The organism is Kurthia huakuii LAM0618, assembly GCF_000505545.1.
Lineage (GTDB): Bacteria > Bacillota > Bacilli > Bacillales_A > Planococcaceae > Kurthia > Kurthia huakuii.
Genome location: NZ_AYTB01000008.1, coordinates 249406 through 266495, shown reverse-complemented (window position 1 = coordinate 266495; position 17090 = coordinate 249406). Strand labels below are relative to the sequence as shown.

Below are 17090 nucleotides of genomic sequence, written 5' to 3'. Positions count from 1 at the left end.
ATTTCGTATAATAAGGCTAATAGGGAGGGTTGTCAATGCAAAAACGAATCATTTCTTTAGCAGCGATGTGCGCTATATTAACAGTCCCTTCAATGGGAACTGCCGCACAAGCAGCACCATTGTATGAACAAGAAGTTCCAACAAAACAATTGAAAAAGCTACACATTCCAACCGCATGGGCAAATGGTTATGCAGGAAAAGGTGTCCGCGTCGCGGTGATTGATACCGGCGTCAACAAAAATAGTAAATTATTATCGAATGTCAAAGAGCGTTATAGCTTTACGACCGATAATCCTTATACAAAACATATTAATGAAGGCGATGTATTAGATCGTGTCGAAGCGGGTCATGGTACAGGGGTTGCAGGTGTTATTGGCGCAAAACCATTAATGAAAAATGAAGATTTTTCGATTTTTAGCGTCGCTCCTAAAGTGACAATCGCATCTTATAAATATAAAGATGGTACCGAGGACGGCGATGTCAAAGAGCTGACCGAAGCCATTACACAAGCCATTGATGACGGGGCAGACATTATTTCAATTTCATCGGGATTGCAAAGTGATATCCCATCACTACACCGCGCCATTAAACGTGCAGTAGCACAAAATATTGTTGTTGTCGCATCAGCAGGCAATAACAATACAAAAAACGTCACGTATCCAGCGCGCTATGATGAAGTTATTGCAGTAACGTCGATTTCATCGAAAAATAAACGGAGCACCTTCGCCAACTACGGCAAAGGCATCGATTTTGTCGCACCGGGTGAAAATATTCCAACGATTGCGGTCAATGGCGAATTGTATGAAGCAAGTGGCACATCGTTTGCGACACCATTTATTACAGGAATGCTTGCCTTATTAAAACAACAATATCCGTATAGCACACCACAGCAATTAAAAGAAAAACTTATCGCGTCATCAAAAGATTTAGGTGTCAAAGGGTATGATACGACATTCGGTTATGGCATGCCGCGCTATACATATGTCGAAAAAGAAGCGTCAATATTACCAGCGTCTTATGAAGTCACAGCAGTTACCGATCATAGCGCCACGTTGAAGTTTGCGAAAACAGCAGATGACACATGGGATTCCATTATTATTTCCTTACATGGCAACGAAATCGCACGTACATCAAAATCAAGTTATACGTTGAAAAATTTAACGGCTGATGAAGTACAACTTATTTCAATTCGCGCATTAAATGCGAATGGCGATGCGTCAAAATCTCAAGAATTTACGTTTGTGACGCAAAAAGATTCTACACCACCAACACAAGCGAAAAATATTCAGTTCCGTCTTGCTACGAATCAAAAGGCTCGCATATCATGGGATGCTACTGACATACCAGACTATGCATATGCTAAAATTTACATTAACGGCCAATATGTCGGAAAGTCCACGTCGTCTAGCTTCACGACAAAAAAGCTTGCGCTTAAAAAAGCATATAAAGCGAGTGTCGTACTTTACGATACAAGTGGGTTGGCGTCAACAAAAGTGACGGCCAAATTAGCAACTTATTAGGGGGGATACGACGGTGAAGGAGAAAACATTCCAACAAGCAGTCGGTTTTAGCGTCAAAGATACGATTGCGTTGTATTTTTTGTATGAAGTGCAAAAAGGACCAAAATATCCACGCGAAGTTTATTTTAGCTTTTTAGATACATTTCCAGGACGTTCTGTCGGCTATGAATATGTCGCACGCGTCGCAAAAAATATCGAAGCGGAAGGGGCCTTATCATCGCATTTAGAAGGCCGTAAAGTGTGTTATTCGATTACGGATATGGGGCGCGTTCGCCTAGAGCGCTACCGCGAACTTTATTACAATCGCTTCTATGAAATCGTCCTTGTGCTCGACCGCTTCTATTATGAGCTCACAAAAAATGGTGACAAGCCACCGCGCCCGGATCATTTATTACCGGAAGAGTTTCGTAGCTATTTCTCAAAGCTCATTTCGATTAAAGATGTCGTGCGCTTTATGATTTTCCGCATGGCGCAAACGCGCACAACTTTTTCGATGGCCGAAGTGGAAAAGCAAATGTTAAGTCAATATGGCTGGGCACCGTCGAATGGCTATTTATACAATGTGTCATGGGAATTAGAAGAGGAAGATTATATCGTTGGGCGCTGGCCAGATGAGCGCCGTACGAAACGCGAGCTGCGCGGCACAGATCGCGGCAACGAATTTTTTGAAGTCATTGCCGAGTCATTAACACATCAAATTACGACAAATCGTCGTTATGTGCACTATATGTTGAAATTCTGTCGTCAACCAGAAAATGCTAAATTAGATTGAAATGTCTGACAATTTCTTGTATAATGACAACAATCACGATAGTTTGAACACGTTGATGAGGGAAAGTACAAGCAATCACATGACTACGAGCGACTTAGGGATAGTGTAAGCCTAAGAGCATGTCTGCTTGGAATGGGCCTCGGAGTGATTTCTTGAATGACAGTAGGGAAATCCGGCAAGTACACCGTTATGTACGAGTGGCAGCTAGTAGTAGCTGTAATCGAGGTGGTACCGCGGATTTTATTCGTCCTCTATAGCGTTCTTTATGAATGCTGTAGAGGGCTTTTTTTATGGATTTCTCTATGAACGAGCAGAGACAGTTTAGAGAGGATGGAAACATATGACAGTAGAGCAGAGACAGTTTGTTTTTATTCAGAAAGATATTCCAGGAGACATGGTAACACCGATTTCGCTATATCATTCGTTGTACGGCAAGAAAAAGATTTTATTTGAATCAAGCGCGAAGCATGAAGAAAGCGGGCGCTATTCATTTGTGGCGGCGAATCCGGTGAAAGAGTTAATTTCAACAGCACAGGAAGTCGTCGTTGTTGAAGCGGACGGGACGCGTGTGCAACAAACAGCAAATGCCTTTGATGTCGTGCGGCAGTTGATTCCAGGAAATGTAGGGCAATTACCATTTTCATTTTATGGTGGGGCGATTGGCTATATTGGGTATGAAACAGCATTTTATCACGAACAAATCGGCGACGTATTAGATGATGAATTAGAGATGCCCGATATGCATTTACTATTTTTTGACCGCTTCATTGTGTTTGATCATTTATTGCAAAAATTATCGGTTGTCGCTATCGATTTATTTAACGAAGGCAAAACAACAACGGAGCTTGAGCATATCGTCGATAGTATGATTCATCAAATCGAGCATCCAATGCTAATTGCACCACAAGAGCCGGGGGATTTAACCTTTTCATCATCAATTACCGAAGAACATTTTTGTGATATGGTCAAGCAAGGCCAAGAGCATATTAAGCGCGGGGATATTTTCCAAATTGTGTTGTCGCAACGTTTTTCAGCACCATTTAACGGGGATCCAATGAGTTTATATCGTAAGCTACGCCTCAGCAATCCATCGCCGTATATGTATTATTTAGATTTTGATGGCTATACGATTTTAGGGACGTCACCGGAAAGCCTTGTAAAAGTTAATGACCGCCTTGTGACAACAAATCCGATTGCGGGGACGCGTAAACGCGGAAAAACCGAAGCGGAAGATACAGCACTTGAAACCGAGCTATTACATGACGAAAAAGAGCTTGCAGAACACCGCATGCTTGTTGATTTAGGACGCAACGACATCGGACGCCTCGCAAAAGTCGGGACGGTAAACGTCAATAAATATATGCACATTGAGCGCTATAAATATGTCATGCACATCGTGTCTGAAGTAACCGGCGAATTGCGCGACGATGTGCACCCAATCGATGTGTTGCAGACGACACTACCGGCAGGGACGGTATCGGGCGCGCCAAAAATCCGCGCGATGCAGCTTATTAACGGTTTAGAATCAGCAAAACGAGGTGTGTATGCCGGGGCGGTTGGGTATTTATCTATATCAGGTGATTTAGATATGGCGCTGGCTATTCGTACGATGGTCGTCACAAAAGGCAAGGCACATGTCCAAGCCGGCGCCGGCGTTGTATATAATTCGGTTCCAATAAACGAATACGAAGAAACCATCAACAAAGCAAAGGCATTATTGGAGGTGCAGGACGCATGATTTTATTAATTGATAATTATGACTCATTCACGTACAACTTATATCAACAAATTGCGGCACTTGGGAAAGAAGTACAAGTTGTGCGCAATGATGCCATATCGCTTGATGAGATTCGCACGATGCAGCCAGAAGCGATTATTTTATCACCTGGGCCGGGGACACCGGATGATGCCGGGATGACACTTGAAGTCATTCGCGAGCTGTATCAGGAGTTTCCAATATTAGGTATCTGTCTTGGCCATCAGTCGATTGGACAAGCATTTGGCGCAAGTATTGTCCGCGCTGGTCAAATTATGCATGGGAAATTTTCAACGCTGTCGATTCACTCACGCGAAGATTTATTTGCGAATGTTTCCGAAGCACCACAAGTTATGCGCTATCATTCATTAGTCATTGACCGAGCAACATTACCGCCATCATTAATCGTTACGGCGACCGCGTCAGATGACGGTGAAATTATGGCACTTCGCCACCGCGATTATCCGCTTTATGGGATGCAGTATCACCCAGAATCAATTGGAACGGGTGAAGGGGCCGCAATGGTCGAAGCATTTTTAAAGCGCGTAAGCCATGTTCACATTTAAAGAGAAGAGGTTGTCCGTTTGGGCAACCTCTTTTTAGGCCGAAAAGGGAGTGATGTTAATGCAACAGCAAGAGCCGCGTAAGGCACTACAGCTTTATTTATCAATGCCAATTTTCGCATGGGCACTATTTGATTTGGCGAATACGATTTTTTCGTCGAATATTAATACGATTTTCTTCCCATTTTATATGAATGATACGCTCGGCACCGATGAAGTGAAGCAGCAAGTAGCGAGTACATTTATTTCGTATGCCAATGCGATTGCGAGTATTTTACTCGTCATTTGTTCCCCACTTTATGGTGTACTCGTCGATCGTACCGGTTTGAAAAAACGCTATACGATGAATTTTACGCTTTTTGCGGTAGGGTTTACGATATTAATGGGCGTCTTTGGCAACATGACGTTTGATAGCACATTATTTGGTGTGCCGATGAGCTTGGCACTTGTTGTTATCGCCTATGTTTTTGCGAAGTTTTGCTACAATTCGAGTCTCGTTTTTTATGATTCGATGCTACCAGACCTCGGGAGTGAAAAAGAAATCCCGCTTATTTCGGGTTACGGTGTCGCACTTGGCGGCGTCGGGACATTAATCGGGCTATCGGTGTATCCAATTTCATTGAAATGGAGCAATGTCGATACGTTTATTCCAACCGCACTATTATTTTTACTATTTTCGTTGCCTTTATTTTTCATGCTAAAAGATAAGCCAAAGCCAAAAGCCGAGCGTCTGCCATTTTTTACGGGTTATAAAGATATTGTGGCGACATTAAAAGATATGAAGCGGCACAAGGCCATCTTCACGTTTATGATTGCGTATTTTTTCATTAACGATGCGCTGCAAACAGCCATTGCGATGATGGCGGTGTATGCGACCATTGTAGTAGGCTTTACATCAGGACAATTTATTTCATTGTATTTAGTGAGTACGATTTCAATGATTATCGGTTCACTCGTTTTTGGCAATATTACGAAAGCTGTTGGCGCAAAGCGCGCGGTGACATTTGTGTGCATTATTATGATTGCGGCACTATTAATTGCGGTATTTGCTAGCGCACAATGGATGTTTTGGATTGCCGGCTCATTGTTTGGTGTGTCACTCGGTTCGACTTGGGTAACATCGCGCACGCTTATTATTCAGCTATCACCACCGGAAAAAACAGGACAATTTTTTGGTTTGTTTGCATTTTCGGGAAAGGTGTCGTCAATTTTTGGCCCTGCACTTTATGGCACGATTACCTTATTGCTAAAAGACTATGGAACAGTCGCAAGTCGCGCGGCACTTGGTTCATTACTTGTACTAACGATTATTGGTTTAGTTGTACATCTCTTTGTGCGTGTACCGAAAAGTGCTACAATAGAATCATAGGAGATGATTGGCATGATTAAAAATGCTGTATTTGAACAATTAAAACAAGCAATGCGTGACAAAGATTCATTAAAAAAAGGAGTGCTACAACTTGTCAAGGCAGCCATTGATTTACAGGCGAAAGAACAAGGAGCACCCGTTTCAGAGCAAGATGAGATCGCGATTATCCAGCGCGAAGTAAAACAAACAGAACAAGCGCTAGAAGGGGCAGAGCAAGCAGGTCGTGATGATTTAATTGCGAATGAAAAACGCAAGCTAGCCATCTTAACCGCGTTTTTACCACAGCAATTATCTGAACAAGAAGTGGCAGATGCTCTAACAGCCGCAGGTATTACAGCTGGTATGAATATGGGGGTCGCGATGAAAATTGCGAAACCTGCATTAGCCGGTAAAACAGATGGGAAAACGATGGCAAAAGTCGTTAAAGCACTTATTTCTTAACTACCGCAAAACAAAAAGAGAACGTCCTGTTAAAAGGAATCGTTCTCTTTTTGTTTAGGCTGGAAACATTTCGCTTAAGTAGTACCCGCAATATTGTTGCACGATATTGGCATTTATTTCTGGTGATACGATTGCTAGACGCGTTAAAAGTGCGCTATTATCATTTAACATCATCACAAGGTCCATTAAGAGACTGTTTGTGAATGAATATAATTTGTAGTCGCGCTCTAGCTGTGCGACGCGCTCTTGTTCGGAGCCTTGATACATTTGTTTTAGCATCGGAATAACTTGATTGTACGACGACATACTTTGTTTTTCAGCTTCTGCTAATTTTTCATCGAGGGCATCGGTTGTATATGCTTCTTTTGTGCGCACAAATTCTTTTAAAAGCTCTAGAAGCATCCCTTGTTTCGCTGTTAACGACGCCATTTTTTGCAGTAAAGAATGCTCATAAACCGCTTCTTTCCCCGTCATCGTCATTTTTTCGCCCGTTAGCATCGCCGTATATTCCTTTTGAACGCTATCGGGATCGACGAATTGCATCAATTGGCTAAATAACGTGCCATATAATTTATTGACCGCTTCTAAATTTTCATCAGTTTTCGGTGGCGCTTGCTCTTTACCGGCAGGCTCTGTACCGAAATACAGGCGCCCAACGTCTAAGCTACCAATTTCATCAAAGCGCAGCCATGCTTGTGCAAGCTCATTACCGATTGGAATATAAAAGGACTCTTCAGCATCCATATAATCCGCTTCTGTTAAATCATTTTCCGCTAATAATGCTTTGTAGCTCTCAACATTTTGCATTAAGCTGTAACGATACAATTGCTTGTAGAGGCGTAGCTGTGCTTCTTCATTTAACGCATTGTCGTCAAAATCGGCAACCGCATGAGCTAAATTACGCAATGTATTCGTATCGTAATAAAGAAGGAAAGCTCCTTTGACCGGAAGTTGCGCCTTTAAATCATCTGGAATGCGCTCATACATTGGTAAGGTTTGCTCGGTTAAGCCGTAATGCTCGACTTTCGCAATTTCGATATGTAGTGCAGATAAATAGGCTGCAATCGCTAAGTTTTTATTGTCCATTGCATAAGCGATTTCTCCGAGTAGGCGATAGATTTGGCTATTGCCCGGCTCTTCTTTAATCGCCGCTGTACACATATTAATAGCTTGATTCAAACGCGCTTGATGCATGAGGTCGCGCGCGCCAGAAAGTAGTTTTTCAACGTTTGACATGTTCTCAAAACCTTTCAATTATGTAGTCTTTCTTATTATACAGAAGCGGGCTAAAAAAAGCGAAATCTGAAAAGGAGCGGTTGCGATGGCAGGGAAGAACCTGCTATCTTTTTACTTTTTATTTTTTCAAATATATGGATTTTAAGCACTTTTTTGTCTGTAATTTGATAGTATAGAGGATGAGGTGAACTAATGAAAAATTCATTTATTTATTCTTTACAAAGGAGCATTCCTGTTAGAAGGATTTTCAGAGACTTGAAAATCCTTCTAACAGGAATGCTCCTATCTAGTTATTAGTACCCGAGCTAGCATAGGCTAAAGCATAAATGGTTTAATTTTTACATGAATTGGAAAGAGAACAGCAAGGAGCTGATAAACATGAAGGTAATTGGATTTGAGACGTATGGAGATGCATCGGTACTAGAGGAGCGCGATATCGCGGTACCTGTGCCAAAAGAAAAGCAAGTATTGGTTGAAACGCTTTATACAGCGGTGAATGTATATGATGTTGAGGTGCGTCGCGGCGATTTTGCGAATACGCCATTAACACAATTTTATGTGCCAGGGAATGAGGTTGTAGGGCGAATTGTTGCAGTAGGGCAAGCTGTCACAGCATTTTCAATAGATGATATTGTAATTGCGAAAACGGCACGCAACGGCTATGGTGAATATGTTGCGGCTGGGCAGAGCCATACGTTTTTAAAGCCTGAATATTTAACGACAGCACAGGCCGCAAGTTTTTCGCATACGGCTGTCACGGCTTATTGGGCACTGCATGGCTTTGCAAAAGCACAGCAGGGTGAAACGGTCGCTATTTTAGGCGCCTCGGGGAGCGTTGGGAGCTTTGCCATTCAATTAGCAAAGGAAATGGGCTTACATATTATTGCGGTCGCGAGTGCGCGCAATGAAGCGTATGTACGCGGGCTTGGTGCAGATGATTTTGCCGATTATCACCAAGATGAAGCTGCCTTCGACGGGATAGCGGATATTATTATTGATGCGTCCTTACTTGGTAAGGGAGGTCAAGCGGGTATTCGCTATGCAAAGGATGGTGCACGCTTTGTTGGGCTCACAGGCTTACCACATACAACACGCTCAGTTCAACTTATTGACGGACAGCGTACAAAAGATATGACCGACAAGGAAGCGATGGATGCACTTATCGATCTGCCGCTTCAAGTACGTGAGCCTGTAGTTTTACCATTTACAGCAACCGGTGCGCGTGAAGCACATGACATGCTGGTGGCAGGTAACCATGACGGCAAGGTTTTACTTCAGGTGCGCGAATCCTAAAAATTGTATGAATTATGACTTAATTTGCAACAAACACACACATCGCCTTGCACAAGCGACGTGACATCGTTAAACTTACGTCAGAAAAAAATGCAAGAAAGCTGTGTGAGAGATGGAGTTCGTTGTTTTTGGATTATTTGCATGTAGCTTATTGCTTTGTGTCGCATTCAATCAATCGATTTTGCTGGCACTTGTGTTTGGCTATATGCTCTTTTTTATGTATGGCTTAAAAAAAGGACATGCTGTACATGAGATGCTGCGCTTTTCATGGCAAGGCATTCGTCAAATTAAAGGCATGTTATTTATTTTTATCCTTATTGGCATGATGACCGGCATTTGGCGTGCAGCTGGGACCATTCCAATGATTATTGATGTTGCAACGGGATTCCTTGTGCCGGCGATTTTTATTATTGTCGTCTTTTTACTCAATTGCCTTGTATCCGTTTTAACGGGTACTGCTTTCGGTACTGTGGCAACGATTGGTGTTATTTGTATGACAATCGGCAATGTAATGGGGGAAAACCCCTTATTTGTTGCTGGTGCGATTTTATCAGGTATTTACTTTGGCGACCGTTGTTCACCGATGTCGACAAGTGCGCTGCTTGTCTGCGAATTGACGCATATGAAATTATTTGAGCATATTCGCCAAATGATTAAAACAGCAGCCATTCCGTTTGCGCTGACGAGTGCGATTTATATCGTATTAGGTTTCATTCATACGCCAGAGGCAAAAACTACGCATGTTACAGCTATTTTCGCTGATAGCTTTGTGTTAAATGGCTATACGTTAATACCAGCTGCCCTTATTTTTGTGTTGCTGCTATTGAAAATAAAAATTAAACAGACAATGCTCATTAGTATTCTGTCAGGAATTATTATTTGTGTTGTTGTTCAAAAATGTCGTTCACTGATATTGCAGCAACACTTTGGAGCGGCTATATCGCAGATAATCTACAATTAGGTGCGATGCTTGATGGTGGAGGCATTTTATCGATGGTGAATGTTATCGCTATCATTTGCCTATCATCGTCCTACTTTGGCATTTTCAATGGCACGAATATGCTAGAAAGCATTCAGCATAGTGTAGAGGCATTGGCACATAAAACGACCAATTTCTTTACCGGAACGATTGTAGCGATTGTAGCGGTCATGATTTCATGTAATCAGACGCTCGCCGTTATGTTAACCTATCAATTAAATAAAGACATTTATCATGATGATAAAAAAACAGCGAGTATGCTAGCGGATACGGCAATTGTCATCCCACCACTTGTACCGTGGTCTATTGCCTGTGCAGTGCCATTAGCGGCTGTTGATGCACCGGTAGCAAGTATTTTATTTGCATGTTATTTATACTTATTACCGCTTGCTGGAATCATTCGTTCATTTTATATGAAAAAGCGTGCAATACCCGCATTGAAGCCACTGTAAATCGTTTGTCATTTTCATTATCTTTAGTACAATAGAAAACGATGAGGTGACAACATGAAGAACAAGAAATTTTTAAATTCACTTGGCCTAATTATGCTTATTATTTTTGGTGGTAATTTTGTTGTGAATTATATCCGCCACGATCAATTTGGTACGGTAGAATTAATCGGTGGTATTATCGGCATCGTTTTATTATTAATTGGAGGCATTGTTATTAAAAATGATGCACCGAATAAGGAACGATAGCACAAAAAAGAGGCTGGGATATACGTATAAAAACAACCGTTCATATGAGCATAAGAAAAACCGGAATCGCGCTGTAGCGTGGTTCCGGTTTTTCGTTGCGAACACTAAAAAAGGAAGATGACGTGTTTTGTCCCAGCCTCTTTTTGTATTTTAACGCCAAACATAATATTCCCCGTGCCCATCAATTTCTCTTAAAATTTTTTCCGAGACGATTTCACCTTGATAGATAGAATCTACATGCAAATGTGTATCAAATAGATTAATGTAGACGTGATATAGAGGCTGTTCCATACTATTAGTCTGCAATAAGTGAAGCAGTTCTTCTTTTAGGGCGGGTGGAAATTGATTCGCTACATGCGTATGGAAAATGATAATTTGAGTGTTTTCCTGCAGTGCCTTTTTTAGAAGGAGAGGCAATAGTGGTCTGAAGTCTCCTTCTATTAATTGACTCTTAACATGCCTATTTAATTGAATCGCTGTTTTTAGATTTTCTTTGCGCTGCGTTAATTCAGGCCATATTAGACATTCAAGCCATAAAGCTTGTTCCTCATCCTGTGTATCGACAATGGAAAGAGAAGGTAGTGTGCTTAATGGATTACCTAAATTTTTTGCGTAGATTTTTAGTGGACTATTAAATTGTCCAAACTGAATGAATGGCTGCTGCTCAATAGGATAATAAAAGTGTTCGAGATTCAATAAGAGTCCGGCACTTGTTCCAATTTCAATGATTGCTAAAGGCTTTAGAGATTTTGCAGCGATTCCACAAAAAGAACCGATCGTGATTGCATTGTCATCATCGCTAGCATCGACATTTATTTTATCGATATTACATCGTTTCACATTGGAAGCACGAAATTATAAGTTTGAAATTTTGATGCTTAATCAGCATGATGGAGCTGAGCTGTTACAATCTAAAAAAGCGGATATTGTCATAGACTTAAATCCTACAAAGCAAAAAGACAGTCATGCAGAAAAACTTATTAGTGCACCATTAAAATTAATTTATTCACCTAATCTACCAATGGCCGGCGAAACAAGAGATGCGCGCTTACATCATTTATTTACAAATAATGAGCTTGCTATCGGTTATTTAAATGAGCATGTCTCAGTGCTGTAATGGCTAGAAAATGAGTATCCAATCCATTCCTTTACAGGGGGGAAAGATAGTGTTTTTGCTATTCAATTAATGCAAGACCAATTAGTCCTTGGCTTATTAACAGAATTTTTAGTAGAAAAAGAATTAATGAAGAATGAATTAAATGCATTAACTATAGGAGATATTGCAAATTTTTACGAGGTAAATATATTTGCTTCCTACAACCGTAATCAGCAAAATATTCAATCTTTTTTACATAGTTTGCGAAGTTCTTTAACATAAATCGATGGTTATTTTAAATTTGCCGTTGACAAACAAAAAATAGAAGCGTAAAATCATAAAACGTAATCATTACTATTTAAAAAAGAGGTGTCTAGTATGCGTGTAAACATTACATTAGCTTGTACAGAAACAGGAGATCGCAATTATATAACGACAAAGAACAAACGAACGAATCCAGAACGTCTAGAATTACGAAAATATTCTCCGAGATTAGGGCGCGTCACATTACATCGTGAAACAAAGTAGCGATAAAAAATTTTACAAAAAAATAAATCGTAATAATTACGATTAAGGAGTGGCGACAACATGACAAAAATTCCGGTGACGGTACTGAGTGGGTATTTAGGTGCGGGAAAAACAACGATGTTAAACTATATTTTACAAAATGAACAAGGCTTACGTGTCGCAGTTATCGTGAATGATATGAGCGAAATTAACATTGATGCAGCACTAGTCGCACAAGGAAGTGGGATTTCGCGTACCGATGAAACATTCGTAGAATTATCAAATGGCTGTATTTGCTGCACACTGCGTGAAGATTTATTACTGGAAGTACAGCGTCTCGTAGATAAAGGAAATATCGATTATATTGTTATCGAATCGACGGGTATTAGCGAACCAATTCCAGTTGCACAAACATTTTCATACAGTGATGAACAATTAAATATCGATTTAACGAAAAGTTGTGTGCTTGATACGATGGTAACCGTTGTCGATGCCAATCGTTTTTGGACAGACTTTCAATCGGGAGAGAGCTTACTTGCACGTCAACAAGCGGCTGGGAATGAGGATGACCGTGATGTGGCCGATTTATTAATCGATCAAATTGAATTTTGTGATGTGCTCGTCATTAATAAATGTGATTTAGTTACGCCACAGCAATTAGCGCAATTAGAGCGTGTATTAAAATCTTTACAACCAGAAGCCAAAGTCATTCGTACTACATATGGCGAAATTGATCCGAGTGCTATTTTACATACTGGTCGATTTGACTTTGAAAAAGCCTCAGCAGCGGCAGGATGGTTACAAGAGCTAAATAATACCCATCATACACCGGAAACAGAGGAATACGGCATTGGTTCGTTTGTGTATACACGTACTTTACCATTCCATCCGACGCGCTTTAAAAAATGGGCAGATCATTTACCACTATCGATTGTCCGTTCAAAGGGCTTTATTTGGAGCGCTGGGCATCCTAATATGGCGCTATTATTTTCACAGGCAGGCTCGTCTGCAACATTGTCACCATTAACGTATTGGGTAGCATCTCTACCGAAAGCTGAGCAGCAACAATTAATGGCGCAGGAGCCTGAAGTGTTAGCAGAATGGGACCCGGAGTTTGGAGATAGAAAGACGCAATTAGTATTCATTGGTATGGATTTAGAGCAAGAAGCCATTACGAAACAACTAGATGCATGCTTACTAACGGCGAAGGAAATGGATGCGGATTGGTCCACATTTGAAAATCCATTTGATTGGCATGTTGCACATGAATAAAACACGTATTGTGCTACTGAGCGGTTTTTTAGGAAGCGGAAAGACAACGTTATTAAAACATCTATTAGCACAAGAAGATCAACAGCATGTTGCGGTCGTCATGAATGAGGTAGGTGAGGTATCGATTGATGGTAAGCTATTGTCTCCGGATACACATCTTTCAGAGATTACGGATGGCTGTATTTGCTGCACAGGACGGGATGAATTAGAGCGCGCAATTTTAATGCTATATCAACAGCAAAAACCTGATGTGATTTATATCGAAAGTTCTGGAATCGCACATCCACTTGAAGTTATTGATGCTTGTTTATCCCCCGTAATTGCTGAGCATATGACAATTCAAAAAGTCATTACAGTAGTAGATAGTGAACGCTGGAGTAAAAAACATCTTTATCGTAAACCGCTTCAAAAATTAATGGATGAACAAATTAAATATGCAGACCAAGTATTAATTAACAAAGCGGATTTAATTACGCAACAACAATTTGAAACAATCGTACAAGATATTAAAATGATTCAGCCAAATGCACAGTGGCGCATGACCACACATGGTCGTATGCCTCTTGATACACACTATTTTACACATGCAAATGGACGTGCAACGGAGGCGCATATGAAGCATCATTTACATGTGCATCACTTTGTTTATACATTTAAAAAAGTTATCTCAAAGCGGGCCCTTGATGCATTTGTAAGAGCGTTACCCGCTACTGTATTTCGTATAAAGGGCTTTGTGTCAGTAGATGAGTATCCGGAAAAAACAACCTTATTTCAGTATTCATTTGGTGTTCCCCTATATTTTCCACAGGAAGTCAAGTTCCCAACAACACTCGTTTTTATCGGAGAAGATTTAGAAATTGAGCAATTAAAACAACAATTGGAGGCTACATAATGGCAAAAAAATCAAAAATCATACGCAATGAAAAACGTCGAGCTATAGTTGAAAAATATACAGCACTGCGTCAACAATTAAAAGAAGAGCATAATTACGAGGCATTGCAAAAATTACCGCGTGATGCATCGCCAGTAAGACTTACAAGACGTTGTGAATTAACGGGGCGCCCACGTGGTAATATGCGCAAATTTAACCTATCACGCATTCAATTCAGAGAGCTTGCTTACAAAGGTCAAATTCCAGGGGTTAAAAAAGCAAGCTGGTAATAGAACGTAAAACACTTCTAAAGAATTTTCTTAGAAGTGTTTTTTAATTAGTAGCTCCCTTATAGCAACTACACGATATGATACACTGCTAATGAATAAATGTTAACAGGGGGATATATGCAAATTTTTAGCTATTTAAATCGATTACACTACGATATTGAGAAGGTGCGTATCACGTCTGTTGATTAACTAATTTTTACCAATAAAATGCAATAAAAAAGAGAGATTCCATGTAAAATGTAAGTTACCACACCAACATTTACGAGGAGGAATCTCTCATGGCTAAGAATACCACGATTTTCATGTTACTTCAAAACTTTATTTCACAGGAAGAAATCAACGAAATTCTTGTTGAATATGGTTTTGAAGATACAGCTCGTAAATGCGATGTACCTACACTTTTAGCTTATTTAGTTGGTGCAGCGGCTTTCGAATGGAAAAGGTTACGTCACGCAGCGGATGTGGCTTCAGCACAGGGTTTGAAATCTGTGGATTATTCTACGCTTTCGAAACGCTTAGGCGAGCTGAATCACCATATTGTGAAGCGTATTTTTGACGTCATTGTTAGACGTTTAAACCGAGCGACACGCCGAAAATTAAAGCTTAAAAAAGACTTACTAGCGATTGATTCGACAACGATTACCGTTGGAAAAACGCGTTTACCATGGGCTTTATATCATGGTGAGCGCTCAGGCATCAAGTTGCACGTTAGCTTCACAAATACGACTGAGATGCCCTTGAAAGTCGTGGAAACAACGGGCTTAAAACATGATGGTCCGATTGGCGTGAGCTTAGAGGACAAGCGTTTTATTCTCGTGGCAGATCGTGCTTATTTTTCAATGGATAAGGTCGATCGTTACGCGCAAACCGGACAAGATTTCGTCATTCGTTTGAAGGAAAATATTCATGTAAGTCGAAAGAAATCGTTAAAAAGAGCCCCTGTCGCAGGTTCCAATGTAGTCGCTGATTTTACATGTATCCTTGGTACAACGCAAAAACAAACCGTCGCACGCCATCGTATCGTAGAATTTACAGATTACGAAGGAGATGTTGTCCGTGTTGTGACAAATCTTCGCGATGTAACGGCAGAAGAAATCGCTGGCATGTATAAAGAGCGCTGGGCAATTGAATCGTTCTTTCGTTGGATCAAACAGAACTTAAATGTGCCTGTTTTATTTGGCACGACTGAAAATGCGGTGTATAGCCAACTATTTGCGGCGTTAATTGCCTACGTATTATTGAAATTTTTACAAACGGAAGGACACAAGAAAAAGCACTGTAAACGCCTGTCTTTCGCTGGTTTCACACGCCAGCTTCTTTGTGATACCCTGCCGATTGAATGGCGAATTGGATTGAAAGAAATAGTCGAATTCCACCGTGAACTTTATCAACTAGATATTGGGTGATTTTGGTTAATCAACACGTGTGCTATTTAGCTTTTAAACCATTCAGAGATGAGTGGTTTTTAATTTGCCTATTTACAAATCGTAATCATTACGATATATTATAAAACGTAACAATTACGATTTAAGGAGTGGAACAAATGAAAAAGTGGAGAGCAGCAACAGCAGTAGTAGCATTAGCTTTCGTACTTGCGGGATGTGGGGAGGAAAAAACCGAGACACAGGAGCAAAAAACGGTTGCACAATCGACTGAAAAGGAAGAGACACACGCACATGATGAAAAAAGTGAAGCAGCTCAAAAAATCTATGAAGGCTATTTTGAAGATGGAGATGTACAAGACCGTCCGCTAACAAATTGGGCGAATAATTGGCAATCGGTCTATCCGTATTTGCAAGATGGGACGCTAGACGAAGTGTTTGAACATAAGGCAGAGGACGGGGATAAGACCGCTACAGCCTACAAAAAATATTATAAAGTGGGCTATAAAACCGATGTCACAGCCATTGATATTACAGCGAATACAATGACCTTTTATAAAGGAAAAGAGAAAGTGACGGGTACATACGAGGCGGATGGCTATGAAATTTTGACGTATGAAAAAGGAAATCGCGGCGTGCGCTATATTTTCAAGCAAGTTGATGACGCATCCACTGCACCGAAATATGTGCAATTTAGCGACCATATTATTCATGACGAAAAATCATCTCATTTCCATCTTTATTTTGGCGATGACCGCGCAAAATTATTAGAGGAAATGGACAATTGGCCGACGTATTATCCAGCTGATTTATCAGGGCATGATATTGCACATGAAATGATCGCACATTAGAAAAATGAGGCTAGGACAAAACTAGCGTTCACAACGAAAAACCGGAACCGTGCCACAGCGCGATTCCGGTTTTTCGTATATTCATAGGAGAGGCTGTCTTTACACGTATGTCAAAGCCTCTTTGTTATTATAATCGGCGGAATTTTTTCATGGCCTGCATATTAATAAGGATTGAACTACCCCCACTTAGCCCA

The 17090-nt window shown here is 40.7% G+C and carries 20 protein-coding genes and 1 other annotated feature; of the genes, 18 read left to right on the top strand and 2 right to left on the bottom strand.

What is annotated here, in order from left to right; all coding sequences use genetic code 11:
- The first annotated feature begins 35 nt into the window (after positions 1-35).
- The 6 genes from V514_RS0105730 to V514_RS0105705 all read left to right on the top strand — a co-directional run bounded on the left by V514_RS0105730 (position 36) and on the right by V514_RS0105705 (position 6421).
- Positions 36-1520 carry a S8 family peptidase gene (locus V514_RS0105730; RefSeq protein ID WP_029498904.1) on the top strand — a complete coding sequence of 495 codons (1485 nt, stop codon included), beginning with the start codon at positions 36-38 and terminating at the stop codon, positions 1518-1520.
- Positions 1521-1533: 13 nt separating this feature from the next.
- On the top strand, positions 1534-2292 hold the full coding sequence (locus V514_RS0105725) for a hypothetical protein (RefSeq protein WP_029498903.1): 759 nt from the start codon (positions 1534-1536) through the stop codon (positions 2290-2292).
- A 43-nt stretch (positions 2293-2335) separates the two neighbouring features.
- Positions 2336-2547: a binding site (T-box leader), on the top strand.
- An 85-nt stretch (positions 2548-2632) separates the two neighbouring features.
- Positions 2633-4030: an anthranilate synthase component I gene (gene trpE / locus V514_RS0105720; RefSeq protein WP_029498902.1), complete on the top strand. Its 1398-nt coding sequence runs from the start codon at positions 2633-2635 to the stop codon at positions 4028-4030.
- Positions 4027-4614, top strand: coding sequence for an anthranilate synthase component II (locus V514_RS0105715; protein ID WP_029498900.1), 588 nt, complete (start codon positions 4027-4029; stop codon positions 4612-4614). The genes trpE and V514_RS0105715 overlap by 4 nt, the downstream gene beginning before the upstream one ends.
- 58 nt (positions 4615-4672) lie before the next feature.
- Positions 4673-5980: an MFS transporter gene (locus V514_RS0105710; RefSeq protein WP_407636643.1), complete on the top strand. Its 1308-nt coding sequence runs from the start codon at positions 4673-4675 to the stop codon at positions 5978-5980.
- A gap of 12 nt (positions 5981-5992) precedes the next feature.
- Positions 5993-6421 carry a GatB/YqeY domain-containing protein gene (locus V514_RS0105705; protein WP_029498897.1) on the top strand — a complete coding sequence of 143 codons (429 nt, stop codon included), beginning with the start codon at positions 5993-5995 and terminating at the stop codon, positions 6419-6421.
- 54 nt (positions 6422-6475) lie between these two features.
- On the opposite strand, the gene V514_RS0105700 is transcribed toward V514_RS0105705, so the two are convergent.
- Positions 6476-7657: a hypothetical protein gene (locus V514_RS0105700; protein ID WP_035944439.1), complete on the bottom strand. Its 1182-nt coding sequence runs from the start codon at positions 7655-7657 to the stop codon at positions 6476-6478.
- A 378-nt stretch (positions 7658-8035) separates the two neighbouring features.
- Here V514_RS0105700 and V514_RS0105695 point away from each other — a divergent pair, with 378 nt between their 5' ends.
- From V514_RS0105695 to V514_RS0105685, 4 genes are all read left to right on the top strand, one after another.
- Positions 8036-8950, top strand: a complete 915-nt coding sequence (locus tag V514_RS0105695) for an NADP-dependent oxidoreductase (RefSeq protein ID WP_029498894.1) — start codon at positions 8036-8038, stop codon at positions 8948-8950.
- Positions 8951-9062: 112 nt separating this feature from the next.
- Entirely contained in the window at positions 9063-9911 is an 849-nt protein-coding gene (locus V514_RS20605; protein ID WP_235073133.1) for a Na+/H+ antiporter NhaC family protein, read from the top strand.
- On the top strand, positions 9848-10381 hold the full coding sequence (locus V514_RS20600) for a Na+/H+ antiporter NhaC family protein (protein WP_235073131.1): 534 nt from the start codon (positions 9848-9850) through the stop codon (positions 10379-10381). Before V514_RS20605 ends, V514_RS20600 begins: the two co-directional genes overlap by 64 nt.
- A gap of 54 nt (positions 10382-10435) precedes the next feature.
- Positions 10436-10627: a hypothetical protein gene (locus tag V514_RS0105685; protein ID WP_029498889.1), complete on the top strand. Its 192-nt coding sequence runs from the start codon at positions 10436-10438 to the stop codon at positions 10625-10627.
- 150 nt (positions 10628-10777) lie between these two features.
- Here V514_RS0105685 and V514_RS0105680 read toward each other — a convergent pair whose 3' ends face one another.
- Positions 10778-11467 (bottom strand): DUF2332 family protein, encoded by a 690-nt coding sequence (locus V514_RS0105680; protein ID WP_029498887.1) that lies wholly within the window; start codon positions 11465-11467, stop codon positions 10778-10780.
- Between V514_RS0105680 and V514_RS19655 the strand changes: the two genes are divergently transcribed.
- The 8 genes from V514_RS19655 (at position 11352) to V514_RS0105640 (ending at position 16896) form a co-directional block, all read left to right on the top strand.
- Entirely contained in the window at positions 11352-11744 is a 393-nt protein-coding gene (locus V514_RS19655) for a LysR substrate-binding domain-containing protein (protein WP_051392433.1), read from the top strand. The genes V514_RS0105680 and V514_RS19655 overlap by 116 nt on opposite strands.
- 69 nt (positions 11745-11813) lie before the next feature.
- On the top strand, positions 11814-12005 hold the full coding sequence (locus V514_RS0105670) for a hypothetical protein (protein ID WP_029498884.1): 192 nt from the start codon (positions 11814-11816) through the stop codon (positions 12003-12005).
- A gap of 96 nt (positions 12006-12101) precedes the next feature.
- The gene (gene rpmG / locus V514_RS0105665) at positions 12102-12251 is read left to right on the top strand and encodes a 50S ribosomal protein L33 (protein WP_029498883.1); all 150 of its coding nucleotides are present in this window, start codon (positions 12102-12104) and stop codon (positions 12249-12251) included.
- 60 nt (positions 12252-12311) lie between these two features.
- Positions 12312-13502, top strand: a complete 1191-nt coding sequence (locus tag V514_RS0105660) for a GTP-binding protein (RefSeq protein WP_029498881.1) — start codon at positions 12312-12314, stop codon at positions 13500-13502.
- Positions 13495-14394: a CobW family GTP-binding protein gene (locus V514_RS0105655; RefSeq protein ID WP_029498880.1), complete on the top strand. Its 900-nt coding sequence runs from the start codon at positions 13495-13497 to the stop codon at positions 14392-14394. Before V514_RS0105660 ends, V514_RS0105655 begins: the two co-directional genes overlap by 8 nt.
- Positions 14394-14663 (top strand): 30S ribosomal protein S14, encoded by a 270-nt coding sequence (gene rpsN, locus V514_RS0105650; RefSeq protein ID WP_029498879.1) that lies wholly within the window; start codon positions 14394-14396, stop codon positions 14661-14663. Before V514_RS0105655 ends, rpsN begins: the two co-directional genes overlap by 1 nt.
- Before the next feature lie 278 nt (positions 14664-14941).
- A complete protein-coding gene (locus tag V514_RS0105645) occupies positions 14942-16069 on the top strand; it encodes an IS4 family transposase (RefSeq protein WP_029498878.1) in 1128 nt (375 codons plus the stop codon).
- Positions 16070-16206: 137 nt separating this feature from the next.
- On the top strand, positions 16207-16896 hold the full coding sequence (locus tag V514_RS0105640) for a ZinT/AdcA family metal-binding protein (RefSeq protein ID WP_029498877.1): 690 nt from the start codon (positions 16207-16209) through the stop codon (positions 16894-16896).
- Positions 16897-17090: the final 194 nt, after the last annotated feature.